Annotated in this window: 28 protein-coding genes; 10 read left to right on the top strand and 18 right to left on the bottom strand. The window is 62.2% G+C overall.

Features of this window, described 5'->3' with window-relative positions; genetic code table 11:
* Positions 1–60: 60 nt before the first annotated feature.
* Entirely contained in the window at positions 61–906 is an 846-nt protein-coding gene (gene phnC / locus AF71_RS01490) for a phosphonate ABC transporter ATP-binding protein (RefSeq protein WP_018116733.1), read from the bottom strand.
* Between the two features lie 262 nt (positions 907–1,168).
* Here phnC and AF71_RS01495 point away from each other — a divergent pair, with 262 nt between their 5' ends.
* On the top strand, positions 1,169–1,381 hold the full coding sequence (locus tag AF71_RS01495) for a hypothetical protein (protein ID WP_016552344.1): 213 nt from the start codon (positions 1,169–1,171) through the stop codon (positions 1,379–1,381).
* Between the two features lie 153 nt (positions 1,382–1,534).
* Here AF71_RS01495 and AF71_RS01500 read toward each other — a convergent pair whose 3' ends face one another.
* The 9 genes from AF71_RS01500 to phnG form a co-directional block, all read right to left on the bottom strand.
* Positions 1,535–2,065 (bottom strand): ribonuclease H, encoded by a 531-nt coding sequence (locus tag AF71_RS01500; protein WP_113488949.1) that lies wholly within the window; start codon positions 2,063–2,065, stop codon positions 1,535–1,537.
* 78 nt (positions 2,066–2,143) lie between these two features.
* Positions 2,144–2,545: a hypothetical protein gene (locus AF71_RS01505; protein WP_018116731.1), complete on the bottom strand. Its 402-nt coding sequence runs from the start codon at positions 2,543–2,545 to the stop codon at positions 2,144–2,146.
* Between the two features lie 355 nt (positions 2,546–2,900).
* Positions 2,901–3,518: a DapH/DapD/GlmU-related protein gene (locus tag AF71_RS01510; RefSeq protein WP_169679399.1), complete on the bottom strand. Its 618-nt coding sequence runs from the start codon at positions 3,516–3,518 to the stop codon at positions 2,901–2,903.
* Entirely contained in the window at positions 3,515–4,225 is a 711-nt protein-coding gene (gene phnL, locus AF71_RS01515; protein WP_169679402.1) for a phosphonate C-P lyase system protein PhnL, read from the bottom strand. Before phnL ends, AF71_RS01510 begins: the two co-directional genes overlap by 4 nt.
* Before the next feature lie 64 nt (positions 4,226–4,289).
* Positions 4,290–5,066: a phosphonate C-P lyase system protein PhnK gene (gene phnK, locus AF71_RS01520; RefSeq protein WP_113160426.1), complete on the bottom strand. Its 777-nt coding sequence runs from the start codon at positions 5,064–5,066 to the stop codon at positions 4,290–4,292.
* Positions 5,063–5,944, bottom strand: coding sequence for an alpha-D-ribose 1-methylphosphonate 5-phosphate C-P-lyase PhnJ (locus AF71_RS01525; RefSeq protein WP_169679405.1), 882 nt, complete (start codon positions 5,942–5,944; stop codon positions 5,063–5,065). The genes phnK and AF71_RS01525 overlap by 4 nt, the downstream gene beginning before the upstream one ends.
* Positions 5,941–7,050: a carbon-phosphorus lyase complex subunit PhnI gene (locus tag AF71_RS01530; protein WP_169679408.1), complete on the bottom strand. Its 1,110-nt coding sequence runs from the start codon at positions 7,048–7,050 to the stop codon at positions 5,941–5,943. The genes AF71_RS01525 and AF71_RS01530 overlap by 4 nt, the downstream gene beginning before the upstream one ends.
* Positions 7,051–7,053: 3 nt before the next feature.
* Positions 7,054–7,677 carry a phosphonate C-P lyase system protein PhnH gene (gene phnH / locus AF71_RS01535; RefSeq protein ID WP_169679411.1) on the bottom strand — a complete coding sequence of 208 codons (624 nt, stop codon included), beginning with the start codon at positions 7,675–7,677 and terminating at the stop codon, positions 7,054–7,056.
* Positions 7,677–8,144 carry a phosphonate C-P lyase system protein PhnG gene (gene phnG / locus AF71_RS01540; protein ID WP_025658588.1) on the bottom strand — a complete coding sequence of 156 codons (468 nt, stop codon included), beginning with the start codon at positions 8,142–8,144 and terminating at the stop codon, positions 7,677–7,679. The genes phnH and phnG overlap by 1 nt, the downstream gene beginning before the upstream one ends.
* A gap of 98 nt (positions 8,145–8,242) precedes the next feature.
* On the opposite strand from phnG, the gene phnF reads away from it, so the two are divergent.
* Positions 8,243–8,974, top strand: a complete 732-nt coding sequence (gene phnF / locus AF71_RS01545; RefSeq protein WP_169679414.1) for a phosphonate metabolism transcriptional regulator PhnF — start codon at positions 8,243–8,245, stop codon at positions 8,972–8,974.
* 59 nt (positions 8,975–9,033) lie between these two features.
* On the opposite strand, the gene AF71_RS01550 is transcribed toward phnF, so the two are convergent.
* A complete protein-coding gene (locus AF71_RS01550) occupies positions 9,034–9,900 on the bottom strand; it encodes an oxidoreductase (RefSeq protein WP_169679417.1) in 867 nt (288 codons plus the stop codon).
* Positions 9,901–9,986: 86 nt separating this feature from the next.
* On the opposite strand from AF71_RS01550, the gene AF71_RS01555 reads away from it, so the two are divergent.
* The gene (locus AF71_RS01555) at positions 9,987–10,400 is read left to right on the top strand and encodes a helix-turn-helix domain-containing protein (RefSeq protein WP_169679601.1); all 414 of its coding nucleotides are present in this window, start codon (positions 9,987–9,989) and stop codon (positions 10,398–10,400) included.
* Positions 10,401–10,464: 64 nt separating this feature from the next.
* Here AF71_RS01555 and AF71_RS01560 read toward each other — a convergent pair whose 3' ends face one another.
* The 7 genes from AF71_RS01560 to AF71_RS01590 form a co-directional block, all read right to left on the bottom strand.
* Entirely contained in the window at positions 10,465–11,100 is a 636-nt protein-coding gene (locus AF71_RS01560) for a 2,3-bisphosphoglycerate-dependent phosphoglycerate mutase (RefSeq protein WP_018855273.1), read from the bottom strand.
* Positions 11,101–11,121: 21 nt separating this feature from the next.
* A complete protein-coding gene (gene dapB / locus AF71_RS01565) occupies positions 11,122–11,946 on the bottom strand; it encodes a 4-hydroxy-tetrahydrodipicolinate reductase (protein WP_018855274.1) in 825 nt (274 codons plus the stop codon).
* A 17-nt stretch (positions 11,947–11,963) separates the two neighbouring features.
* A complete protein-coding gene (locus AF71_RS01570) occupies positions 11,964–13,751 on the bottom strand; it encodes an ABC transporter ATP-binding protein (RefSeq protein ID WP_018855275.1) in 1,788 nt (595 codons plus the stop codon).
* A 95-nt stretch (positions 13,752–13,846) separates the two neighbouring features.
* Complete coding sequence (locus AF71_RS01575; protein WP_018855276.1) at positions 13,847–14,872, bottom strand: glucokinase; 1,026 nt, start codon at positions 14,870–14,872, stop codon at positions 13,847–13,849.
* A 36-nt stretch (positions 14,873–14,908) separates the two neighbouring features.
* Positions 14,909–15,289: a methylglyoxal synthase gene (locus AF71_RS01580; protein ID WP_169679420.1), complete on the bottom strand. Its 381-nt coding sequence runs from the start codon at positions 15,287–15,289 to the stop codon at positions 14,909–14,911.
* Positions 15,290–15,380: 91 nt separating this feature from the next.
* Positions 15,381–16,451: a penicillin-insensitive murein endopeptidase gene (mepA, locus tag AF71_RS01585; protein WP_025658581.1), complete on the bottom strand. Its 1,071-nt coding sequence runs from the start codon at positions 16,449–16,451 to the stop codon at positions 15,381–15,383.
* Between the two features lie 118 nt (positions 16,452–16,569).
* Positions 16,570–17,142, bottom strand: coding sequence for a hydrolase (locus AF71_RS01590; RefSeq protein ID WP_169679423.1), 573 nt, complete (start codon positions 17,140–17,142; stop codon positions 16,570–16,572).
* A 51-nt stretch (positions 17,143–17,193) separates the two neighbouring features.
* Between AF71_RS01590 and AF71_RS01595 the strand changes: the two genes are divergently transcribed.
* The 7 genes from AF71_RS01595 (at position 17,194) to AF71_RS01625 (ending at position 25,161) form a co-directional block, all read left to right on the top strand.
* Positions 17,194–17,808 (top strand): TetR/AcrR family transcriptional regulator, encoded by a 615-nt coding sequence (locus AF71_RS01595; protein ID WP_113160417.1) that lies wholly within the window; start codon positions 17,194–17,196, stop codon positions 17,806–17,808.
* A gap of 116 nt (positions 17,809–17,924) precedes the next feature.
* A complete protein-coding gene (locus AF71_RS01600) occupies positions 17,925–19,763 on the top strand; it encodes an extracellular solute-binding protein (protein WP_169679425.1) in 1,839 nt (612 codons plus the stop codon).
* Between the two features lie 157 nt (positions 19,764–19,920).
* Complete coding sequence (locus AF71_RS01605) at positions 19,921–21,015, top strand: microcin C ABC transporter permease YejB (RefSeq protein WP_169679429.1); 1,095 nt, start codon at positions 19,921–19,923, stop codon at positions 21,013–21,015.
* Complete coding sequence (locus AF71_RS01610; protein WP_018116710.1) at positions 21,015–22,163, top strand: ABC transporter permease; 1,149 nt, start codon at positions 21,015–21,017, stop codon at positions 22,161–22,163. Before AF71_RS01605 ends, AF71_RS01610 begins: the two co-directional genes overlap by 1 nt.
* The gene (locus tag AF71_RS01615; RefSeq protein WP_169679431.1) at positions 22,160–23,797 is read left to right on the top strand and encodes an ABC transporter ATP-binding protein; all 1,638 of its coding nucleotides are present in this window, start codon (positions 22,160–22,162) and stop codon (positions 23,795–23,797) included. Before AF71_RS01610 ends, AF71_RS01615 begins: the two co-directional genes overlap by 4 nt.
* Before the next feature lie 8 nt (positions 23,798–23,805).
* Positions 23,806–24,765, top strand: a complete 960-nt coding sequence (locus AF71_RS01620; protein WP_169679434.1) for a glyoxylate/hydroxypyruvate reductase A — start codon at positions 23,806–23,808, stop codon at positions 24,763–24,765.
* Between the two features lie 90 nt (positions 24,766–24,855).
* Positions 24,856–25,161 (top strand): hypothetical protein, encoded by a 306-nt coding sequence (locus AF71_RS01625; protein ID WP_169679437.1) that lies wholly within the window; start codon positions 24,856–24,858, stop codon positions 25,159–25,161.
* Positions 25,162–25,196 lie beyond the last annotated feature (35 nt).

Below are 25,196 nucleotides of genomic sequence, written 5' to 3' on the forward strand. Positions count from 1 at the left end.
GGCGATCTCTGGTTAGAAGAAGGTGCCCATAACGCGGGCTTACGATCGAGGCCGCCCCTCTCAGAGACCGGCCAGCGCCAGCGGTTGCAAGCCGGCGGATTGATTGGCGGCAACGGCCGCGGGAATGTTGATCGAGGTCGAGGTCATCGTCTCGTCGATGCTGGCGCCATCCTTGTCGGTGCCGTAGATCTGCTTGACGGCATCGGCGGTCAATTCGGAAGGCCTGCCATCGAACACGACGCGGCCAGCGGCCATCCCGACGATGCGTTCGCAATAGTTGCGGGCCGTATCGAGCGTATGAAGGTTGGTGATGACGGTGATGCCTTCGCGCTCGTTGATATCGCGCAGCGCGTCCATGACGATCTTCGCATTGAGCGGGTCGAGCGAGGCGATCGGCTCGTCGGCAAGCACCATCTTCGGGTTCTGCATCAGGGCGCGGGCAATCGCCACGCGCTGCTGCTGGCCGCCCGACAGAGTGCCGGCCATCTGCAAAGCCGTCTGCTCGATGCCGAGACGCTCAAGGGCAGCGATGGCGTGGATGCGCTCTTCGCGGCTAAAAAGACCGAGCAGGCTCATCGTGGTCGAACGATGGTTGAGACGACCGAGCATGACGTTGGTCAGAACGTCGAGACGCGGAACGAGATTGAACTGCTGGAAGATCATCGCGCAATCACGCTGCCAGTTGCGCAGCGCCTGGCCACGGAGACTGGAAACCTCGACGCCGGCGAAATGGATCGAGCCCGACGTCGGCTCCTGCAGGCGGTTGATCATCCGCAGAAGCGTGGACTTGCCGGCGCCGGACCGGCCGATGATGCCGACCATCTGGCCCTGAGGAATGTCGAGCGTCACGGAATCAACAGCTGTCTTCTTTCCGAAACGGCGGGTGACATTCTTCAGTTCGAACATCATGCTCTTCCTCATAGTCCAGATGCGATATGAGGGAGTGCATTAGTCCCGGTTCATGAACCTCCAATGTCAGTTTTATGTAAGGACTGTCATAATCGAGTTTTGGGGCATAACGAAACCCGGCCGGTTTGCCTGAAGATAAGAGCCTGCCGGTCGGCGTCTCGCCTCGCGATTTCAACCCCCGGCCTGTCGCCATTGACGGTTGACCGGACCGCCAGTCGATGGCAGGCAATCCGGGACCCGACGATAGTGGAGTAAAGCGATGGACCAGACACTCTTCAAAAGCCTGTGCAAAGACGGGAAGTTCAAAGAGGCCCTCGCTCTCGCCATCCGCGGACACGAGGACGAGAAGTTCACGCCCAGCCGCTTTTCCATGGACAAGAAGACCGGACTGCCGATCTTCTACCGCGGCAACAAGCGCGTCGAACCTGACGAGACCGGTGAATGGCAGCTGGCGAAGAACCCATGGGCGTGAGGGCCGAAGCCAAGAGTTGATTGCGGCAACGGCGACGGCGGCGCGTGCAGCCACCTGGCCTCAAGGCGTTTCGGACAGCTGCGAGCGATATACGTGCCGGCGGCGCCTATCGGAAACCTGCACTTCCGCGCGCGGGCCGACTTGGGTCAACTTTCATCGGATACCCTTGCCACGCCGTGACAGGCGGCCGCGCTCGGCGAGTTCATCCGCGCGCTCGTTGCCGGCAAGGCCCGAATGGCCCTTGCACCAGGCGATCGTCAGCAGGCGATTGCGCGAGAGTTGAGCGTCAATCGCCTTCCAAAAATCCGGATTTGCGATGGTGCGGCTTCGGACCTTCGCGTTGGCGCTTATCTTCTTCCAGCCGTTGTTCTTCCAGATGTGGCGCCAGTGATTGCAGCCTTTGACGGCGTAAACGGAGTCGGACCAGACGACGGCTGTTTCCCCCGCTGCATTGCTGTTGATCCACGCCACCGCTTCGAGCAGCGCGATCAGTTCGGTCGCATTGCTGGCGGTGTCCCTGACACAGCCAAAACCGGAGGCGACTTCGGCATCGTCGCGAAAGACCACAAATGCCCAGCCGCCCTCCCCTGAATCGGGTTCGTAACAACCGTCGGCGAAGACGTGGAGATCGTGCCTGGAGCCAATATTTTCAGCAAGGAGAATAGTGTCGGTGTTGTCGGTCATTTGCGCCTTGTGAAATCCATCCGCGAGGACGGATCGCGGGAGGCTCGGTCTTATACCGAACCACCAGGAACGCCAGACCTATTCGGCAGCCGCCAGAAACACCGTGTTCTCTGACGAAGACGCAAGGGCGCGAACCTTGGCTTCCGTCTTGGCGATCAACCGGTAGAACTCGTCCTGCGCGTCGACATCGAGCTGGATGACGGCATTTACGTCGTCCGGCGTATCGCAGACGCAGGCGACCGCCGATATCGGACAGATACCACCCGGATAGCGCTTGCCGGTTCCCGTGTAGGCGCGGCGGCCCCAATGCTCGGAATAGACCGTTTCCTCACGATCAAGCTCCAGGATCGTGCCCTTGCAGGCGGTCACGATCGCAGCCTTGCCGTAGGCGAACCAATGATAGTTGAGCTTGCGCAGAATATACTTACCAGTGATATCTTCGCCGGCCAATTCCGCCGGATCTTCAATCATTCTGATCATGATGACTTCCTCAAGACCAGTCTAATATCCATGAAGTAGGTTTACGAGACAAGTCGGAAAAGGGTAGCTTTTGTAAAGACTTAGTCACAATGTGTTTCCGATTCTTACAGGAATTGGCATTCACGCAAGCTCATCCACGCCCAAGACGCGTGGTTATCCTTGCGGCAAACAGGGGTCGTCTCCTGTTCTTTCTTAGCAGAGACAGGCGCGACTATTGTGACAATGGGGTGAGCCGATGCTTCGTCGGCTGCAAGTTTTAGGCACCCAGGCGTGCCGCGAGCAACGGCGGTCGGCCGGCCGATTTTGGGCCGGTCAAGCTCCGGGCAGAATGAGCGCCCCAGTCTGGGGCGCCCGATCATGCTTCGTAGCGGGCGAGGAAATCTTCGGCGCTCAGCGCGCGGAAATCGGCCAGCGCGACCCGCAGGCGGTCGTGCTCCCAATCCCACCAGGCGAGCTTGTCCATCCGTTCGCCGACCTCCTTCGGGAAGCGTTCGCGGATCAGCTTGGCGGGGACGCCGCCGACGATGGTGTAAGGGGCAACATCCTTGGAGACGACGGCACCGGCGCCGATGACCGCGCCATTGCCGACCGTAACACCGGGCAGGATGGTCACACCGTGGCCGATCCAGACGTCATGCCCGATGACGACGCGGTTGGAGCGACGCCATTCGAAGAAATCGGTCTCCATATCGGCATCCGGCCAATAGTCGGCGGCGCGATAGGTGAAGTGGTGCAGCGTTGCGCGCCAGGTCGGGTGGTTGGTGGCGTTGATGCGCACCGAGGCGGCGATGTTGACGAACTTGCCGATCGTCGCGCACCAGATGGCGCCGTCCTGCATGACATAGGAATAGTCGCCGAACTCGACTTCCTCGATGCGGCAACGCTCCGAGACCTCCGTGAAGCGGCCGAAGGTGGCGTTCTTTACGGATGCCGTTTCATGGAAATAGGGCTCGAGGCCAATCCTGCGGCTCATGCGGCGATTGCCTTTCGCGGCGAGAACTTCTGAACGTCGATAATGCGGTCGGCGACGGCCTCGCGCACTTCCTCATCGTGGAAGATGCCGAGAAGGGCGACGCCCGCCTTCTTCTTTTCCTCGATCATGCCGACGACGACGGCGCGGTTCCTGGCGTCGAGCGAGGCCGTCGGCTCGTCGAGGAGCAGGACGGTATGCTCGGTGATGAAGCCGCGGGCGATGTTGACGCGCTGCTGCTCGCCGCCGGAGAAAGTGGCGGGCGGGAGCTGCCAGAGCGCTTCCGGCAGGTTCAGCTTCGAGAGAAGGTTTGCCGCCTTCTCCCGCGCCGTTTCCGCCTTCTCGCCGCGGGCGACCAGCGGCTCGGCAACAACGTCAATCGCCGCGACACGCGGCACGGTGCGCAGGAACTGGCTGACATAGCCGAGTGTGTGGCGACGAACGTCGATGATCGTGCGCGGGTCAGCGGTCGCCAGATCGACGATCTTGTCATGATGCTTGATGAGGATCTGGCCGCTATCGACGGCATAGTTGCCATAGGTCATCTTCAGGAGCGAGCTCTTGCCGATGCCCGAAGGGCCGCCGAGGACCACGCATCCCCCGGATGCCACGGAAAAGGATACGTCCGAAACGACCGGCAGCTTGATGCCGTCGCGCAGGTGCATGGTGAAGCCCTTGACGACTTCAGAAACAACGAGTGGCGTTGCCATGATTTCTTTCCTTAGTTTCGCTTGCCACGGACACCTGGAGCCGGAGTCCGAACAGCATTCGCGATCAGACCTGCAGGATGGAGGAAACGAGGAGCTGCGTGTATGGCTCGCGCGGATCGTCGAGGACGCGATCGGTCAGCCCATGCTCGATGACATGGCCATCCTTCATCACCATCATGCGGTGCGACAGCAGGCGCGCGACGGCGAGGTCGTGGGTGACGATGATCGCGGCAAGGCCTAGATCGTTGACGAGACCACGCACGAGATCGAGCAAGCGTGCCTGCACCGACACGTCGAGGCCGCCGGTCGGCTCGTCCATGAACACCAGACGCGGGCCGGTCACCAGATTGCGGGCGATCTGCAGACGCTGGCGCATGCCGCCGGAGAAGGCGCGCGGCTGGTCATCGATACGGCCTTCGTCGATCTCGACGCGCTGCAGCCAGTCGATAGCTGTGGAGCGGATGTTGCCGTAGTGGCGGTCGCCGATCGCCATCAGGCGTTCGCCGACATTGGCACCCGCAGACACCGTCATGCGCAGACCGTCAGCCGGATTCTGATGCACGAAACCCCAGTCCGTGCGCATCAGGAAGCGGCGCTCGGCCTCGTTCATGCGGTAGAGGTCGCGATAGGCGCCGTCGCGCATGTGGTATTCGACGCTGCCGGCGGTCGGCATCAACCGCGTCGAGATGCAATTGAGCAGCGTCGTCTTGCCTGAGCCGGATTCACCGACGATGGCGAGCACTTCGCCGGGCCAGAGCTCGAAGGAGACCTTCCGGCAGCCGATACGGTTGCCGTAGAACTTCGAGACGTCGTTGACTTTGAGAAGCGGGGTGTCGCTCATTCGGCGGCCTCCTGATTGGGTGCCAACATCTCGCCGGCATGCCCATGGGCGCGGCGATCTTCGCAATGGTCAGTGTCGGAGCAGACGAACATGCGCCCGCCCTTGTCATCGAGGATGACCTCGTCGAGATAGACCTCTTCCGCGCCGCAGAGCGCACAGGGCTTGCCGAAGCGCTGGATCTCGAAGGGATAGTCGTCGAAATCGAGGCTGACGACTTCGGTATAGGGCGGAACGGCATAGATGCGCTTCTCGCGCCCTGCCCCGAAGAGCTGCAGCGCGTCCGACATGTGCATTTTCGGATTGTCGAACTTCGGCGTCGGCGACGGGTCCATGACGTAGCGGCCGGCGACCTTGACCGGATAGGCATAGGTCTTGGAGATGCGGCCGTTATGCGCGATGTCCTCATAGAGCTTCACATGCATGAGACCGTATTCCTCAAGCGCGTGCATCTTGCGGGTTTCGGTCTCGCGCGGCTCGAGGAAGCGCAGCGGTTCCGGGATCGGAACCTGGTAGACCAGCACCTGGTTGGCGGCGAGCTTTTCTTCCGGGATACGGTGGCGGGTCTGGATGATCGTTGCATCCTTGGTATGCGTCGTCACTGCCACGCTTGCGACCTTCTGGAAGAAGGCGCGGATCGAGACGGCGTTGGTCGTATCGTCGGCGCCCTGGTCGATGACCTTCAGCACGTCATCCGGCCCGACGATCGAGGCCGTGACCTGCACGCCGCCGGTGCCCCAGCCGTACGGCATTGGCATTTCGCGCGAGGCGAAGGGTACCTGGTAGCCGGGGACGGCGATCGCCTTCAAGATCGCGCGGCGGATCATGCGCTTCGTCTGTTCGTCGAGGTAAGCGAAATTGTAGCTGGCTAGATCGGTCATTCCGCAGCCTCCTTGATCGTGTCATCGCCGCCGATGCGGTTGGCTTCGAATTCGTTGCGCATGCGGCGCACCAAATCGAGTTCCGCCTGGAAGTCGACGTAGTGGGGCAACTTCAGGTGTTCGACGAAGCCGGTCGACTGCACATTGTCGGCATGCGAGATGACGAATTCCTCGTCCTGTGCCGGAGCCGTGATGTCCTCGCCGAGTTCTTCGGCGCGCAGCGCACGATCGACGAGCGACATGGACATCGCCTTGCGCTCGCTCTGGCCGAAGACCAGGCCATAGCCGCGGGTAAACTGCGGCGGCGCCTTGGACGAACCCTTGAACTGGTTAACCATCTGGCACTCCGTCACCTGGATGGTGCCGAGCGAGACGGCGAAGCCGAGTTCGGGAACGTCGAATTCGACGTCGACCTCACCGATGCGGATCTCGCCGGTGAACGGATGGTTGCGGCCGTAACCGCGCTGCGTGGAATAACCGAGCGCCAGCAGGAAACCTTCGTCGCCACGGGCGAGCGCCTGAAGGCGCAGATCGCGCGTCATCGGGAATTCCATCGGCTCGCGGGTCAGGTCGCCGATCTCGTGATCCTCGGGCATTTCGCCATCGCCCTCGATCAGGCCTTCCTGCGCCAGGATTTCCGAAACGCGCATGACGCGGCCGGTTTCTGCCTCGCGAAGCGTCGGTTCTTCGACGGCTTCGTCGGTCAGTAGCGAAGGGTCGAGAAGGCGATGCGTGTAGTCGAAGGTCGGGCCGAGCAGCTGGCCGCCGGGCAGATCCTTGTAGGTGGCGGAGACGCGACGCTCGATCTTCATGCGGGCGGTGTCAACAGGCTTGCTATAGCCGAAGCGCGGTAGCGTCGTGCGATAGGCGCGAAGCAGGAAGATCGCTTCGATCATGTCGCCGCGCGACTGGCGGACGGCAAGCGCTGCAAGCGTGCGATCGTAGAGCGAGGCTTCGGCCATGACACGGTCGACGGCCAGCGCCAGTTGCGCCACGATCTGGTCGATACCGATAGCCGGCAACGAACGGTTGCCGCGACGGCGATCCGCCAGCAGGCGATGGGCGTTGGCAATGGCGGCCTCGCCCCCTTTGACAGCAACATACATGGGTCACATCTCCGTCGCGGTGATCTTGGTGGTGCGCGGCAGGCAGACGAACCGGCTGCCCGAGGTCAGCACGATGTCGATGCCGCGCGGGAAGAGGGCGCGGTTCTCCGTCCAGAGGCGGAGGAAGGTATCTGGCAGGCCAAGCGGCGCGATGTCGGTGACCGTCTTGATGCCGGGGCCCATGAACGCCAGCTTGCGGCCGCCTTCGATATCCGCCAGTTCGATGACAACGGTCGTCGAACGGTCCGGATACTCCTGCGTGCCTGCGGCGAAGAGACCGAACGACGACAGAGGTGTTCCGGCTTCGACAAAGGCGAAGCGCGCTTCGGCCTTCTCCGGCGTCACCGGCGCACCGGTATAGAAGCCGAGCCATTGCGGCACAGCGGATTTTGCCAGCCCTGATGACAGCCAGACGGGCGTGTCATGGTCGCAGAGCGTGAGGGCGATCGCGCCTGATGCAACGCCGAGCGGGGCCGGCGGCAGAGCATCGGGGGCGACCGTCTGGATCGTGCCCGGACGCGCCATCGCATCCATCATCAGCTTGAACACGCTCTGGGCGTGGAAGACCGGCTCGGCGAAGCCTCCGGCCAATACGTCATTCTTAGGAACTTCCGTCTTGAGGCTCATCAGTCGTCTCCGCGAACCATGGTGAAGAAATCGACGCGCGTTGCCGCCGTCTCGTCGGCCTTGCGGCGATCGGCATCGGCGACGCGGGAAGCGATCGGCTGAAGAAGCGCCTGCTCGACAAGCGGCTGCGTTACCGGCTCCTGCCAGAGGGCGTCGAAGATGGCTGAAAGTCGGGCCTTCTCGCGATCGGTGCCGAGCGCCTGGGCGTGACCGACGGTGCCTGATGCGAGGCGCACGGTGGCGCGGGTGACCGTTACCTCGCCGAGGTTGAATGGCGCACCACCGCCACCCATCCGGCCGCGAATCATGACGAGGCCCGTTTCCGGTCCACGCACCGGCTGGACCGCAGGCTTTTCCGCCAGCTTGTCCCATGCCGCCAGCAATTCCTGCCGTTCCGCGCGAGCAAGCAGGTCGACGACGCGCTTGCGCCCACCTGCCGCCGTCTCATTCTTTTCCGCTAAGGTCATCGCCACATCCTTTAAATGTCTATTGATATAGACAACTATACAAGATATGTTTAGGCTTAAAACGCGGACGTGACAAGCGTGTGACATCGAGGAGCGAAATGGCTGGGCAGGTACAAAGACAGACGGGCGTGGCGCTCTGGCGGCAGATCGCCGATCGTATCCGCCAGGCGATCAGCGCCGGTGCCTATGACGAGACCGGCATGGTGCCGGCCGAGACGCTTCTGGCGCAGCAGTTCGGCGTCAACAGGCATACGGTCAGAAGCGCGATCGCAGCCCTTGCCCAGGAAGGGATCGTGCGCGCCGTGCAGGGACGCGGCACGCTGATTGAGCGCAAGGAGCGTCTGAACTTTCCGATCACCAGGCGGACGCGGTTCACGGCCGGGATCGGCGAGCAGGCGCGCGCGATGCGCGGGCTGCTGCTCAGTCACAGAGAGGAAAGAGCGGACGAAGAGGTGGCGCGCTGGCTGAAGCTGCGGGCGGGGGCGCCCGTGATCCGCATGGAGACGGTGCGCAAGGCCGACGACCGGCCGGTCTCGTGCGCAACGGCTTGGTTTCCGGCGGAACGCTTTACGGGCTTGCCCGCAGTCTACGAGAAGACGGAATCGATCACCCGCGCCTTTGCCGACCTCGGCCTCTCCGACTATGTCCGCGCGACGACGGAGATCACCGCCGCCCATGCCGATGCCGCCGACCTTGCCGCGCTCGAACTGACACCGGGAGCGATCGTGCTCATCACCAAGGCTGTCAACACCGATCTCGAGGGCGTTCCGGTGCAATACGCGATCACGCGGTTTTCAGCGGATCGCGTGCAGTTCACGATCGAGAACTAAGCGAAGGCGAGTCGTGTCGGGGACCCAGGGATTTCTGCCATAGCCCGCGAGCGAAAAGGCTATTTTCCCTCCCAAGGGAACTTTCCCGCACCCGCCCCGGGTTCGAAATCGGTGGAGACGCTGAGGTCGCGCCATTGCCGATGGGCCTCCGCCCTGACGGCATCGTTCTGTTCGACGCCGCGCACCGCATCGCTGCCGAGCAGTAAGCGCAGCGGCGGTTCGGCGAGGCTGGCGATGTAGACCACAGCAGCAGCCGCCTTCGCCGGGTCGCCCGGCTGCTTGCCGTTATAGTCGCGCTGGTAGCGAGCCATCTTGCCGACCGTGTCTTCGTATTCCGGGCGACCCTCGCGAAGTTGCGTGGACGCACCGGCGAAATCGGTCCGGAAGCCGCCCGGCTCGATGATCGTTACCTTGACGCCGAGCGGGCCAACCTCTCTGCTGAGAACTTCCGAGAAACCCTCGACGCCCCACTTGGCCGCGGCATAGGGCGCGCGACCGGCGGGGCCGATGCGGCCGCCGACGGAAGAAAACTGGATGATGTGGCCGAAGCCGTGCTCACGCATCAGCGGCAGGGCCGCCTTGGTGACGATGATCGTTCCGAACAGGTTGGTTTCGATCTGGGCGCGGAAATCGGCAAGGCTGGTGTCCTCGATCGATCCGACGTCGCCGTAGCCCGCATTGTTGACGAGCACGTCGAGGCGGCCGAACGTTTCTACCGCCGCCTTCACGGCGGAAGCAGCCGATTGTTCGTCGGTGACATCCAAAGATATCGTCAGGACGTTGTCCCCATAGCGCTCTCTAATGTCTTCAAGCTGCGAAGGATCGCGCGCTGTCGCGACCAGCTTGTGCCCTGCCGCCAGCACCGCCTCCGCAAGCGCCCTGCCGAGGCCGCGGGAACTGCCTGTAATCAACCAAACCTGTGACATCAGAAACCTCCTTGATCCGTCACGAGGGATATAGGCGAGGCAGTTTCATCTTGAAAGAAGGTACCCTGAGGATCTATACATACCTTATGGTAACCGTCCTGAACGATCATGCATTCGACTTCTGTGAAACGCTGACGGACGAGGAGGACGCGCTTGCGCGCGCGATGCTGGAGCGCGCCAGTGCCAAATGGCCGCTGCGCGTCATGCACATATTGGCTGAGGCAAAAGGCCCCTTGCGCTTTTCGCGCGTTCTGGAACGGGTGGAAGGGATCAGCCAGAAGGTGCTGACGCAGACGCTGCGGACGCTTGAGAGCGACGGCCTAGTGACGCGGACGCTCTACCCGCAGGTGCCGCCACGCGTGGAATACGAATTGACGCCGCTTGGCGGTGAGCTTCTGGTGGAGGTGGTGACGCTCTGGCAGTGGATCGCCAATCGTCTACCGGATTTCGAGGCTGCCCGGAAGAAGGCGCCTCAGGCGGAAAGCACGTCAGAAGGCTAAAAAGCCGGTGCCAACAAGTTGGAAAAGCGCCGCGCAGCAACAACAGATGCGCGGCGCCTTGATGTCAATGCGCGCCGGACATATCGCCGAGCACTTCCTTGGAAGCGACGGTCGAGTCGGCGTTGAGCTTGTAGACCATGGGAACGCCCGTCGCGAGATTGAGCGCGAGGATCTGTTCCTTGGACAGGCGGTCGAGCACCATGACAAGCGAACGCAGCGAGTTGCCATGGGCAGCGACCAGCACCTTTTCGCCGCGCAGGACCCTGGGCAGGATTTCCGTCAGGTAGTAAGGCCAGACGCGGGCACCGGTGTCGCGCAGGCTTTCGCCGCCCGGAGGCGGTACGTCGTAGGAGCGACGCCAGATGTGGACCTGCTCCTCACCCCACTTGGCGCGGGCGTCATCCTTGTTGAGGCCGGAAAGATCACCGTAATCGCGCTCGTTCAACGCCTGATCCTTGAAGGTCTTGAGGTCCGGCTGACCGACGTTGTCGAGAATGATCTTCAGGGTGTCCTGGGCGCGCTTCAGGTCCGAGGTGAAGGCGACGTCGAACTTGATGCCGTAATCGGCGAGCGCCTTGCCGCCGGTGTTGGCTTCCTGAATGCCGAGCTCGGTCAGTTCAGGGTCCTTCCAGCCGGTGAAAAGGTTCTTGAGGTTCCAGTCGCTCTGGCCGTGGCGAACAAGGACGAGAGTGCCGCTCATGAAAAATGCCTCCGAAATAGATTACTTTGAAGAAAGCCCGAGCACGTCGAGCATGGAATAGAGACCGGGCTTCTTGTCGCGCGCCCAGAGCGCTGCCTTGACGGCACCGCGGCCGAAGATCGAACGATCGGTGGCGCTGTGCGACATCGTCACCGTTTCGCCTTCTCCGGCAAATATCACCGAATGCTCGCCGACAACCGAGCCGCCGCGCAGCGTGGCAAACCCGATTGTGCCCTGCTCGCGCGGACCGGTGTGGCCGTCGCGCACCCGCACCGAATGCGAGGCGAGATCGACGCCCCTACCCTTGGCAGCCGCATCACCCAAGAGCAGCGCCGTGCCCGAAGGGGCATCGACCTTGCGCTTGTGGTGCATTTCAAGCACTTCGATATCCCAGTCTGCGGGATCCAGCGCACGAGCGGCCTGCTCGACAAGAACGCTGAGCAGGTTCACGCCGAGCCCCATATTGCCTGATTTGACGACACGGGCGTGACGCGCCGCAGCCGCGATCTTCGCATCGTCATCAGCAGAGCAGCCGGTCGTGCCGATGACATGGACAATGCGCGCCTGCGCAGCCAGCGCCGCGAACTCCACGGTGCCGGCGGGCGACGTGAAATCGAGGACGCCTTCGGCATGCAGAAAGGCCGCCAGCGGATCATCGCCGATGATAACGCCATTCGCGCCGAGACCGGCAATTTCGCCAGCATCCTTGCCGACGAAGGGAGAGCCCGGACGTTCGACCGCGGCATGCAGCGTCACGCCATCGATGGCGTGGATGAGACGGATAAGCGTCTGCCCCATGCGCCCTGCCGCGCCAACTACAACCAGTTTCATCGCAGCATCGGTCATGTCAGTCGATCATCCTATCAGCGGGCATCCGAGGCGGCTGGCCTCTGAAGATTGTTGAGGCGAGCGTAAAGACCGTCGCTACGCTGCGCAAGGCTATCGTGATTGCCTTCTTCGATGACGCGGCCCTGTTGCATGACGACGATCTTGTCGGCGCGGACAACGGTGGACAGGCGGTGGGCAATGACAACCACCGTGCGTCCGACCATGGCGCCATCGAGCGCCTTCTGCACCGCGGCTTCCGACTCCGTGTCCAGTGCCGAGGTCGCCTCATCCAGGAGCAGGATCGGCGCGTTGCGGACAAGGGCGCGGGCGATCGAAAGCCGTTGGCGCTGGCCGCCGGAAAGCGTCACGCCGTTCTCGCCGACCGGCGTGTCGTAGCCTTGCGGCTGCGCCAGGATGAACTCGTGCGCATAGGCAAGGCGCGCGGCGCGCTCAACATCCTCATCCGTCGCCTCCGGGCGGCCGTAGCGGATGTTGTCGCGGATCGAACCTTCAAAGAGATAGGGCTGCTGGGAGACATAGGCCAACTGCTCGCGCAGCGACCGTTTCGTCACATGCGCAATGTCCTGACCATCGATCAGGATCTGGCCTGCCTTCGGATCGTAGAAGCGCGGAATGAGCGTGATGATCGTCGATTTGCCGGCGCCCGACGGCCCGACGAGCGCCGTCGTCTTTCCGCCATCGGCAACAAGGCTGACATCGCGAAGAACTTCATCGTCGCCATAGGCGAAGGAGACGTTGCGGAACTCTATCTTGGCTTCCGTCACGACGAGCGGCTTTGCGCCGGGCACATCGCGCTGATGCGGCACCGTATCGAGGAATTCATAGATCATGCGGGCGTTGACGACAGCACGCTCCATCTGCACCTGAAGACGTGCGAGGCGGCGCGCCGGATCATAGGCGAGCAGCAATGCCGTTACGAAGGAGAAGAAGGCGCCCGGCGGAATGTTGTTATAGATCGTCCCGTAAGCGGCATAGGCAAGGACGCTCGCCACCGCCAGGCCGGCGAAGCTTTCGGTAAGTGGCGCCGTGCGTTCGGACAGGCGGGCGATGCGGTTGGCGCGCCATTCCGCGCTTTGGACAAGCTTGTCGACCTTCTGCTCGAGCTGGCGCTCCATGGTGAAGGCCTTGACGATGGCGATACCCTGGATGGTTTCCTGCATCGCACCGGCGACGTGGCTGTTGACGTTGATCGCCTCCTTGGTTGCCACGCGAAGCCGCTTCGACACGTATCGCAGTGCATAAAGAAGAGGCGGCGCCAGAACAAACACCGCCAGGCTGAGCAGCGGATCCTGAATGATCATAACGGCGAGCAGGGAGACGAACGTCAGGAGATCGCGCACCGTCGACGTGATCGTCAGGTTCATCACATCACGGATGCCGCCGATGTTCTGATTGAGCTGTGCAACGACGTGAGCCGAGCGTGTCTGGTTGAAGTATCCGAGCGACAGCTTCATCAGGTGCGCATAGGCACGCTGCTGGTACCGCGCCACGATGTTGTTGCCGATCTTCGACAGCACCACCGCCTGACCGTAGCTTGCAAAGCCGCGCAACACGAAGGCTACGAAGATGGTGAAACAGATCACCCAGACGATGTCGGCACGTCGGTGTTCGAACGCCTCGTTGATGACAGACTTCATGATCCAGGCGGTGTACGCCGTCGACAAGGCAACGATGACGAGGCAGCTGATCGCGAAAACATAGCCCCAGAGATGATCCCGGCCGTTCTCTGCGATGATGCGCTTCAAGATGCCGGTGATGCTGTCGCTGTTTACGGGCGTCTGCTTGGTGTCCGGTGCTTGCAAAAATCAGTCTTCCTGTGTGTCAGGACACGCATGTCCTCATGACTGCGTGCGCTCGCGCGGGTCTATAAAGAGTTGGCAGCCTTTTGACCAGAGTGTTACGCCCGCCAGCGGCGGCCGTCGGTCGAGACGCCGAAGCTCTCGGGGTTGCGGGCATAGGACGAGAGCCCTGCGACAGCCGCAAGCGGGTGGGTGACGACATAGGTCGGGATCGTCGAAAGCAGCTCGGAATGCGGCGCCTTGTCCTCGAACGCGGCACGGAATTCCGGCTTCTTCAGCGCCGGCAGGATCTTCTGCGAGATACCGCCGGAAAGGAAGACGCCGCCGCGGGCCATGAAGATCATCGCCATGTCGCCGGCGACACGGCCGAGATAGGTCGAGAACAGGCTGATCGTCTCGACGGCAACCGGGTCGGAGCCGGCGAGCGCGTGCGAGGTGATATCAGCAGGGTCGGCGTAAACGGGCTCGATGCCATCCGCCGTGCAGATCGCCAGGTAGAGATTGACGATACCACGGCCGCAAAGGATCTGCTCTGCCGAGACACGGCCCTCAATCGTTTCCACATGCGGGAAGATCTGCAGGTCTCGCGCGGTGCGTGGCCCGAGATCGACGTGACCACCCTCGCCCGGCACCGGAATCCATGAGCCGCGTGCATGGACGAGGCCGCCGACGCCGAGGCCGGTGCCGGGGCCGAGGACGACACGGGATGCGACCATTTTGCCCGACGCATCGCCAAGGCGCTCGCGGTTCTCGTCCGAGAGGTTGGCAATTGCCAGGGCCTGCGCCTCAAAGTCGTTGACAACGAGCACGTCCTCGATGCCGAGTCCAGCGATCATCGTGCGCGGGCGGACAACCCAGTCGCAGTTCGTCAGCGGGATCTCGTCCGCGCTGATCGGTCCGGCGACGGCGAGAATCGCCGAGCGCGGCCGCAGGCTGCTCTTTTCGAGAATGCAGCTTCGGATCGCATCGTCGATCGTCTCGAAATCGGCGGTGCGGACATTCGGAAAATGGATCTGCTCTGCCGTGGCGTCGGGGATGATCGCAAAACGGGCATTGGTGCCGCCGATATCGCCGATCAGGATCGGGAAGGGCATGGCGGTGTCGCGGGTATCGAGCTGGGGCATGGCAGGTTCCGTGCGTGCGCGCTATTCAAGCGCCGGTTACGCGTGAAGGGTGGCAATAAGCTTGTCGGCGGTCGCTTCGTTCAGCGCCATCGGGATATCGTAGACGATTGCAAGCCGCATCAAAGCCTTGACATCGACATCATGCGGCATCGGCGTCAGAGGATCGACAAAAAAGATCAACACGTCGACTTCGCCTGTGGCAATCAGGGCACCGATCTGCTGGTCGCCGCCGAGCGGGCCGCTCTTCAAGCGTGTCACGCCGAGGTCTGGAGCAGCCTCCAACACGCGGCCGCCGGTCGTGCCGGGGGCGACGATCTTCCAGTTCGCGAATGTCTCGCGGTGGCGGCGTGCGAACTCCGCCATGTCGTCTTTCTTCTGGTCATGCGCAATCAATGCAAGGCACTTGCCGCCGGCCATGAAAAGGACCTCCGCCTGAAAATTCAATCGATTTGGCTGCTTCTATACGAAGCGTCCGTCTTTTGAAAGACCGTCGCCCCCATGGCAACGCCTACTCACCGGACGGCTTGTCGTCCGGCACCGGGCCAATGTCAGGCAGTGCATCGTCGGATGCCGCTGCAGGCATCACCGCCATCGGCGCAATCGCCGGAGCGCCGGGGGTTCCACCAAACGTCGCGGCCTGAATGGAGTCGACGGATGGCGCTGCGAGAACAGACGAGCAGGCGTTCGGAAGATCGGAGACCATGACTTCGCGCGGCTTGACGGGCTTCGTGCCGGGCTTTGGCGGCTTCGGCGGCGCCCATGGTTCCTTCGTGAACCACCATGCGAGCGGCTTGCCGCATCCATCATCGGCGGGCACCGGCGCTTGCGGCTTGCAAGAGGTTGTGCCCGGCGGGCACTTGATGCGGATGTGGAAGTGTGAATCGTGACCGTAGATCGGCCGCAGCTTGCCGAGATTGGTGCGGTCGCCCGTCCAGGTGTCGCACATCTTCTTCTTGATGGCCGGATTGACGAAGATCCGCTCGACCTGCGGATAGCTCGCCGCGCGCATCAACAGGCGGGCGCGCGATTCGGTCCAGACATTGGGATTTATCGTCAGAAACGCATTCTTCTGCAGCATCGTCGTGAAAGGCAGCGTTTCACGTTCCTCGATGCTCAGGGGATGAGCGGGCATTGGCGTCAGCCAGACATCTGCATCAAGTCCGATCTGGTGCGAAGCGTGGCCGTTGAACATCGGCCCGCCGCGCGGCTGCGAGATGTCGCCGACGAGCAGGCCCGGCCATCCATCATACTGTGCCGCATCACGAGACAGCCGCTCCAGGAGCGAGATCATCGCCGGATTGCCCCAGCGGCGATTGCGCGAAAGCCGCATGGTCTGCCAGGTCGGCCCATCGACCGGCAGCGCGACAGCGCCGGACATGCAGCCTTTCGCATAGAAGCCGAAAGGCTGCGCCGCACCCTGGTTCGGCAGGGAGACGGAACCGAAAATCGCCTTGGCGCTCCCGGGACTCGGTTGCTTCTGTTCGGCGCCGGCTTCGCCGGCAACAAGGCTTGCGCCGAGCACGCCGGCGAATGCCAATTTCAAAAAAGTCTGGAAAGTGCTGGTGGTATGGAGAGCCATGCCATGTCCTGAGCGTCTGCGGGCCGCGGCCGAGTGATTTGCGATCGAATCTACCGTGAAAAGCAATTTTGGTGAATCGATGTTTTCGCCCATGCCCAGTCAGGCAGCATTGTGAGGCTCAGGCGTTAGCAAGAATGTCGGCGGTTTTGCGCACCCGGGCAAGGCGCGGGAAGATGCGCTCGCAGGCAAAGGCATGCATCTCGGCCGAGAACGTCGTCATCGCATCCTCGACGGCGATGACCGCATAATTGTGCGCGAAGGCATCGCGAATGGTGGCTTCGACACCGAAATTGGTGGCGATGCCGGTGAGAATCACGGTCTTGATGCCGCGGCGGCGCAGTTGCAGGTCGATTTCAGTCCCGTAGTAGGCGCTCCATTGATGCTTGGTGATGCGCACATCGGGCGTGAGCGCCGCGATCTCAGGCGGCTCGCGCAGGGCTTCGGCCGGCAGTCCACCCTGTGGGAAGACAATCGGCTCGTCAGTCGGCTGGTTGACAGCATCGGCATAGTCTGCGGAAAATCCGACGGTCACGAATATCGTAGTGCCGCCGGCGGATTTCAGCGACTTGGCGATTGCGGCGGTATTTTCGATTACCTGCTGGGCGGAATGGGGCGCGACAGGCCTGGAAATGATGAAGCCCTGCAGATCGATGGAGATCAGGGCCGTGGTCTTGGGATCGTAGAGGGACATGGAAGGCTCCAAAATAGATATGAGGATATCCTCACAATTGAAAGTATGAGGATGCCCTCACAAAAATCAAGCCTGGACCCGACGAAACGTTCGCCGAAGCAGAAGCGCGGGCGGGAGCGCGTTGCCGTTCTGACCGAGGCGGCAGCCAGGGTGTTTCTCGACAAAGGCTACGAAGCCGCGACGATGACCGAGATCGCTGCCGAGGCGAAGTCCTCGATCGGCTCGCTCTACCAGTTCTTCCCGACCAAGGTGCTTCTGGCGGAAGCGCTCCATCTCGAACGGCTGCGGCAGCTCAACGCGGCGCTGGTGGATCTGCAGGCGACCGTGGACGGCAAGCGTGCGGCGGAAATCGGCGACGCGATATTTGCCCGACTTGGCGCCTTTCTCGAGGAGCATCGCGAGTTCCCTGTGCTGGCGGCGCGCCGGGACATTCCCAAGGAACGCAAGGTGCAATCGCGGGCAGAACTGCGCGGCAATATCACCGCGCTGCTGCGCAAGGCCGCGCCGTCGATTGGCGACGACGTGGAGTTGCTTGCGGCACTGGTGCTTGAACTCCTTCGGATCATCGTGACCGCAGCGCACGATCCGGATCTCGGAGGCGACCCACGCATGACGGCGGAACTGCGTGGAATGCTGCGGAAACGACTGGAGGAAGCAACGAGCTGACGGGCCGCAGCCTTGGTCACGATCCCGCGAGCCGGACAAAAACTGTTCGCTCACCTGTTTTTCGCCTGTTTTTCGCCTATTGTCGGCGAAAGCAGAAAAACAATCGGGGTTGGCGAATGGCGCTTACGTGGTCGAAATTTGGTTTGGTGTTTTCTCTTCTCGGCGCAATGGCGCTGCCCTTGCAGGCCGTTGCCCAGGAGCCAAATTTCCAGATCGGCAGTTCCGTCATCAGCGCGCTGAAATACAAGCCGGGATTCAAGCATTTTGACTACGTCAATCCGGATGCGCCGAAGGGCGGTAACTTGCGACTTTCCGCCTCCGGCACGTACGACACCTTCAATCCGCTGCTTTCGAAGGGCGAAACGGCAGTCGGTCTGACGCTGCCTTTCGAAACGCTGATGAAATCGGCCGACGACGAGCTGCTCGCCTCCTACGGCCTGCTGGCGGAAGGGCTTTCCTTTCCCGACGACGTGTCGAGCGCGACATTCCGGCTGCGCACGGAAGCCAAGTGGGCCGACGGAAAGCCGGTGACGCCTGATGACGTCGTCTTCAGTTTCGACAAATCGAAGGAGCTCAATCCGCTCCTGTCCAACTACTACAAGCATGTCGTAAAGGCCGAGAAGACGGGCGAACGCGACGTGACCTTCACCTTCGACGAGAAGAACAACAAGGAGCTTCCCAATATCCTGGGACAGCTGACCGTGGTGCCGAAGCACTGGTGGGAGGGCGCGGGACCGGACGGCAAGCCGCGCGACATTTCCAGGACGACGCTCGAGCCGGTGATGGGATCCGGCCCCTACAAGATCGCTGCCTTCGCGCCGGGCGCGACGATCCGCTACGAGTTGCGCGACGACTACTGGGGCAAGGACCTCAATGTGAATGTTGGCCAGAACAATTTCGGCTCTATCACCTACACCTATTTCGGCGATCGGGACGTGGAGTTCGAGGCCTTCCGGGCCGGCAACAGTGACTATTGGCAGGAGACGCAGGCGGCACGCTGGGCAACCGGCTATGATTTCCCCGCCGTCAAGGACGGGCGCGTGAAGAAGGAGGACGTCCCCAACGCACTGCGCGCCACTGGCATCATGCAGGCTCTGGTGCCGAACACCCGTCGCGATATCTTCAAGGACGAAAAGGTTCGCGAGGCGCTGAATTACGGCTTCGACTTCGAGGAGCTGAACCGCACCGTCGCCTTCAACACCTACAAGCGCATCGACAGCTATTTCTGGAACACCGAGCTTGCCTCCTCGGGTCTGCCTGAGGGCCGCGAGTTGGAGATCCTTGGTGGCCTCAAGGACAAGCTGTCGCCCGCGGTCTTCACTGCGCCCTATACCAATCCGGTCGGCGGCGATCCGCAGAAGAGCCGCGACAACCTGCGCAAGGCGATCGGGCTGTTCAAGGAAGCGGGCTGGGAGATCAAGGGCAACCGCATGGTCAATACCAAGACCGGCAAGCCGATGAGCTTCGAGATCCTGCTGTCGAGCCCGATGCTGGAACGCTGGGCGGTGCCTTATACCAACAATCTGAAGAAGATCGGCATCGATGCGCGCGTCCGGACCGTGGATGCCTCGCAATACACCAACCGGGTGCGCAGCTTCGACTACGACATGATCTGGAATGTGTGGGCGCAGACGATGAACCCCGGCAACGAGCAGGCCGACTATTGGGGCTCGGGATCGGCCAACCAGCAGGGCTCCCGCAACTATGCGGGCATTGCCGATCCGGCGATCGACGCACTGATCCGCATGGTGATCTTCGCCCCCAACCGCGACGAGCAGGTTGCGGCGATCAAGGCGCTCGACCGCGTGCTCCTAGCGGGGCACTATGTCGTGCCGCTGTTTTATCGCGGCACGCAATCGATCGCCTATTGGAACACCGTCACGCGGCCGGCCGAATATCCGACCTATGCGACCGGCTTCCCCGATGTTTGGTGGTCATCCGCCGCGGCAAAATGAGCAGGCTTGCATTGGCCTGACGGCTGGGCTCCAAATGAACCATGCGAATCAGGACAAGGCGTAACGTGCCTGCCCACACCACGAGGAGACCGCACGGATTGAACGGCGATAGACTGGACAGCGCTCGACGCAAGCTTTCCCGGAAGGGTCCTTACTAATGGGCGCCTATATCTTTCGCCGCCTGCTTTTGATGATCCCGACGATCATCGGCATCATGGCCATCTCCTTTACTGTCATCCAGTTCGCACCCGGCGGTCCGGTCGAGCAGGTGATTGCGCAACTGACCGGCGATGCGCAGGGCGCGGACTCGCGGCTTTCCGGAGGCGGCGGCGACCTTCTCGGCGGCGGCGGTCTTGACGAAGGCGGCTCGAAATACCGCGGCGCCCAGGGGCTCGATCCGGAGCTCATCGCCAAGCTCGAAAAGCAGTTCGGCTTCGACAAGCCGCCGCTGACGCGCTTCGGCGAGATGATGTGGAACTACATCCGCTTCGACTTTGGCGAAAGCTTCTTCCGCAACACCTCCGTGCTGAACCTGATCAAGGAGAAGCTGCCGGTCTCGGCTTCGCTCGGCGTCTGGATCATGATCTTTTCCTACGGCATCTCGATCCCGCTCGGCATCCGCAAGGCGGTCAAGGACGGCTCGACCTTCGACGTCTGGACCTCTGGCGTCATCATCATCGGCTATGCGGTTCCGAGCTTCCTGTTCGGTATCCTGCTGATCGTGCTCTTTGCCGGCGGATCCTTCTATGACTGGTTCCCGCTGCGAGGCCTCGTCTCCGACAGTTTCGACCAGCTCGCCTGGTGGCAGAAACCACTCGACTATTTCTGGCACCTGACGCTGCCGCTGATTTCGCTTTCGCTGGCAGCCTTCGCGACAACGACGCTGCTCACCAAGAACTCCTTCATCGAGGAGATCAAGAAGCAGTATGTGGTGACCGCCCGGGCGAAGGGGCTGAACGAACGGCAGGTGCTCTACGGCCACGTTTTCCGCAACGCCATGCTGATCATCATCGCCGGCTTCCCCGGCGCCTTCATCTCCGCCTTCTTCACCGGCTCGCTGCTGATCGAGAACATCTTCTCGCTCGATGGCCTAGGGCGGCTCGGCTATCTCTCGGTCGTCAACCGCGACTATCCGATCGTGTTTGCGACGCTCTACATCTTCTCGCTGCTCGGCCTGTTCGTCAGCCTGATTTCCGACCTGATCTACACATGGATCGATCCGCGCATCGACTTCGAGCGGAGGGAGGTCTGATGGACACCGCCGCCAATCCGACGACCGCAACGCCGGTCAAGCCGCCGCGCAAGGGCCTGCTGTCGCCGACCAACATCCGCCGCTGGAAGAATTTCAAGGCCAACCGGCGCGGTTACTGGTCCTTGTGGCTGTTCCTTGTGCTGTTCGTGCTCAGCCTGTTTGCCGAGTTCATCGCCAACGACCGGCCGATCGTCGCCAGCTACAAGGGCGAGATCCTCTTCCCCGTCCTGGTCAACTATCCCGAAGAGAGGTTCGGCGGGTTCCTCGCCGAAACGGACTATCGCTCCGACGTCATCGCGGACGAAATCAATGCCAATGGCTGGATGATCTGGCCGCCGATCCGCTACTCCTATCGTTCGGTCAATTCGAACATCCCGCATTCTGCGCCGACTCCGCCCTTCTGGCTGATGAGCAAGGAAGAGCGCTGCTCCGGATATCCGCAGGGAGCGGCCGATCCCGGCTGCAATTTCGGCAATCTCAATTGGCTCGGCACGGACGATCAGGCACGAGACGTGCTTGCCCGCGTCATCTACGGCTTCCGCATCTCCGTGCTGTTCGGTCTGGTGCTGACCATCTGCTCGGCCGTCATCGGCGTCACCGCCGGCGCCATCCAGGGCTATTTCGGCGGCTGGACGGATCTGCTGCTGCAACGCTTCATCGAGATCTGGTCGTCGATGCCGGTGCTCTACATTCTCCTGATCATCGCGGCGATCCTGCCTCCCGGCTTCTTCGTGCTGCTCGGGATCATGCTGCTCTTCTCCTGGGTTGGCTTCGTCGGCGTCGTGCGCGCCGAGTTCCTGCGGGCTCGCAATTTCGAGTATGTCAGGGCGGCGCGAGCGCTGGGCGTCGGCAACCGGACGATCATGTGGCGCCACCTGCTGCCGAACGCGATGGTCGCGACGCTGACCTTCCTGCCGTTCATCCTGTCGGGCTCGATCACGACGCTGACCTCGCTCGACTTCCTCGGCTTCGGCATGCCGCCGGGCTCGCCGTCGCTCGGCGAGATGATCGCACAGGGCAAGGCCAACCTGCAGGCGCCGTGGCTCGGGCTGACCGCGTTCTTCACCATGTCGATCATGCTGTCGCTGTTGATCTTCATCGGCGAGGCGGTTCGCGATGCATTCGATCCCAGGAAGACGTTTCAATGAGTGACGCTGCCGAAACATTGCTGTCCGTTCGCGATCTCTCGGTGGCATTCCACCAGGGCGGCGACACGTCGCTGGCTGTCGATCACGTCTCCTTCGAGATCCGCAAGGGCGAGGTCCTGGCGTTGGTCGGCGAGTCCGGCTCGGGCAAATCCGTCTCCGCCAATTCGATCCTGCGGTTGCTCCCCTACCCCGCGGCCAGCCATCCCTCCGGCGAAATCCTGTTCAAGGGCAAGGACCTCCTGAAGGCATCCGACAAGGCGTTGCGCGAGGTGCGTGGCAACGACATCACGATGATCTTCCAGGAGCCGATGACCTCGCTCAACCCGCTGCACACGATCGAGAAGCAGATCGCCGAGATTCTCGAGTTGCATCAGGGTGTGAAGGGACAGGCCGCGCGCAAGCGGATTCTCGAACTCCTCAACCAGGTCGGCATTCGCGAACCGGAAAAACGGCTGAAGGCTTACCCACACGAACTTTCCGGCGGCCAGCGGCAACGCGTGATGATCGCCATGGCGCTCGCCAACCGGCCGGAGCTTTTGATCGCGGACGAGCCGACGACCGCGCTCGACGTCACCGTGCAGGCGCAGATCCTTGAACTGCTGCGGCAATTGAAGGGCCAGCATGGCATGTCCATGCTCTTCATCACCCACGACCTCGGCATCGTGCGCAAGTTCGCCGACCGGGTCTGCGTGATGACCAAGGGCAAGATCGTCGAGACCGGCACGGTGGAAGAGGTCTTCCGCAACCCGAAGCACGACTATACCCGGCATCTCCTGGCGTCCGAGCCGCGTGGCGAGCCACCGCGTACAGACTCCTCGAAGCCCATCGTGATGCAGGGATCGGATATCCGCGTCTGGTTCCCGATCAAGGCCGGGCTCATGCGCAAGGTCGTCGATCATGTGAAGGCCGTCGACGGCATCGATCTGCAGCTGCGCGCGGGCCAAACGCTCGGCGTCGTCGGCGAATCCGGTTCCGGCAAGACGACGCTCGGTCTCGCGCTGACGCGGCTGATCTCGTCGCAGGGCCGGATCAGCTTCGTCGGAAAGGATATAGCCAGCTATTCATTTACGGAAATGCGGCCGCTGCGCAACCAGTTGCAGGTCGTGTTCCAGGATCCCTACGGCTCGCTCAGCCCGCGCATGTCCGTCGGCGACATCATCGCCGAGGGGCTCAAGGTGCATGAACGGTCGCTCTCCTACGAAGAGCGCGACCAGCGTGTCTGCTGGGCGCTGGAGGAAGTGGGACTCGATCCACTCACTCGCTGGCGATATCCGCACGAATTCTCCGGCGGACAGCGTCAGCGCATCGCCATTGCCCGCGCCATGGTGCTGAAACCCCGCTTCGTGATGCTGGACGAGCCGACATCGGCGCTCGACATGAGCGTCCAGGCGCAGGTCGTCGACCTCCTGCGCGATCTGCAGAAGAAGCACGATCTCGCCTACCTCTTTATCAGCCACGACCTGAAGGTGGTGAAAGCGCTGGCGAACGACGTCATCGTCATGCGTTTCGGCAAGGTCGTCGAACAAGGATCGTCCGCCGACATCTTCGGTGCGCCGAAGGACGACTATACCAAGGCCCTGATGGCTGCCGCCTTCAACATCGAGGCGGTCCCGACGCCCGCCGTCCAACAGTGAAGATTATCATGCCCGCAAAGCCGCCCATTCTCGTCGATCTGAAGTTCGATCCAGACACCGTTGCCCGCATCCTAAAAACCGCCTTTGCAGATCGCGGCAGCATCAATCTCGCCGATCCCGCCAACAAGGATCGCGATCTGACCGGCATCGACTATGCGCTTCTCTGGAAGCCGGACCCGGATCTTTTCAACCGCGCCCCCAATCTCAAGGTCATCTTCTCGGGTGGCGCCGGCGTCGACAGCTTCATGAACCTGCCGGGCCTGCCCGATGTGCCGATCGTTCGCTTCTCCGACCGCAGCCTGACGACTCGCATGAGCGAATGGGTGGTGATGCAGTGCCTCATGCATCTCCGGCAGCAGCAGCAGCACGACAAGGATCAGCGGGCGCGCATCTGGGGCAGGCTGGTACCGCCGGAGGCGGCCGAAATCACCGTCGGCATCATGGGCCTTGGCGTGCTCGGCCAGGACGCGGCCTACAAGCTGAAAGTCATGGGCTTCAACGTCATCGGCTGGTCGCGCAGCCGCAAGGAGATCAAAGGCGTCGAGACGTTCAGCGCCGATCAGCTCGATGAGTTCCTGTCCAAGACGGACTTTCTCGTCGGGCTACTGCCGCTAACGCCCGAGACGACCGGCTTTTACAATGCAGCGCTGTTTTCAAAGCTGCGGCAGGGCGGCGCGCTCGGCAAGCCAGTGTTCATCAATGCCGGGCGCGGAAAGAGCCAGGTGCAGGCCGATATCGTCGCCGCGGTCGAAGGCGGCGTGCTCGGCGGCGCCTCGATCGACGTCTTCGCCGTCGAGCCCCTGCCCTCCGATGATCCGCTGTGGGGGCTGGAGAACGTGTTCATCACACCGCACGACGCGGCCGTATCCGACGAAACCGCCCTCTTCCGGCATGTCGAGCGCCAAATCGCCCGCTACGAGGGCGGCGAGCCGTTGCAATTCGTCGTCGACAGGCAGAGCGGTTACTGACGGCAGGAACCATGCCGCTTTCCATTCGTTTTTCTCCGAGATGAGGTGCCAGGCCGATGACGGCTCGCGCGACATCGGAAGGAGACAAGCATGGCTCAGCAGACGGAAACGCGCTGGGAAGAAGCGGATGGCAAGGTTCATACCGAGGAAACGATTTCGCCGGTCAAGGCGAAGCAAGGCCGCATGGGCACCCGTGTCCTGATGGTGTTGCTCGTCGCGCTGGTGCTCGCCTTCATCGTGTGGATCCCGGTCGAAATCTGGGGCAAGAAGGAAGCCGTGGAGGTTGCTCCGCAGCAGCCAGGACAGCAGATTCAGTCGCAGCAGCCAACACCGGCACCGTCTCAGCCGCCGGCATCGAACTCGGCACCGGCTACGCCGAATGCCCCCGCGCAATAGAAACGGGGCTGGTCAGGCGGTCACTACGAAGCATC

The organism is Rhizobium sp. 57MFTsu3.2 (assembly GCF_012932765.1).
GTDB lineage: Bacteria > Pseudomonadota > Alphaproteobacteria > Rhizobiales > Rhizobiaceae > Rhizobium > Rhizobium altiplani.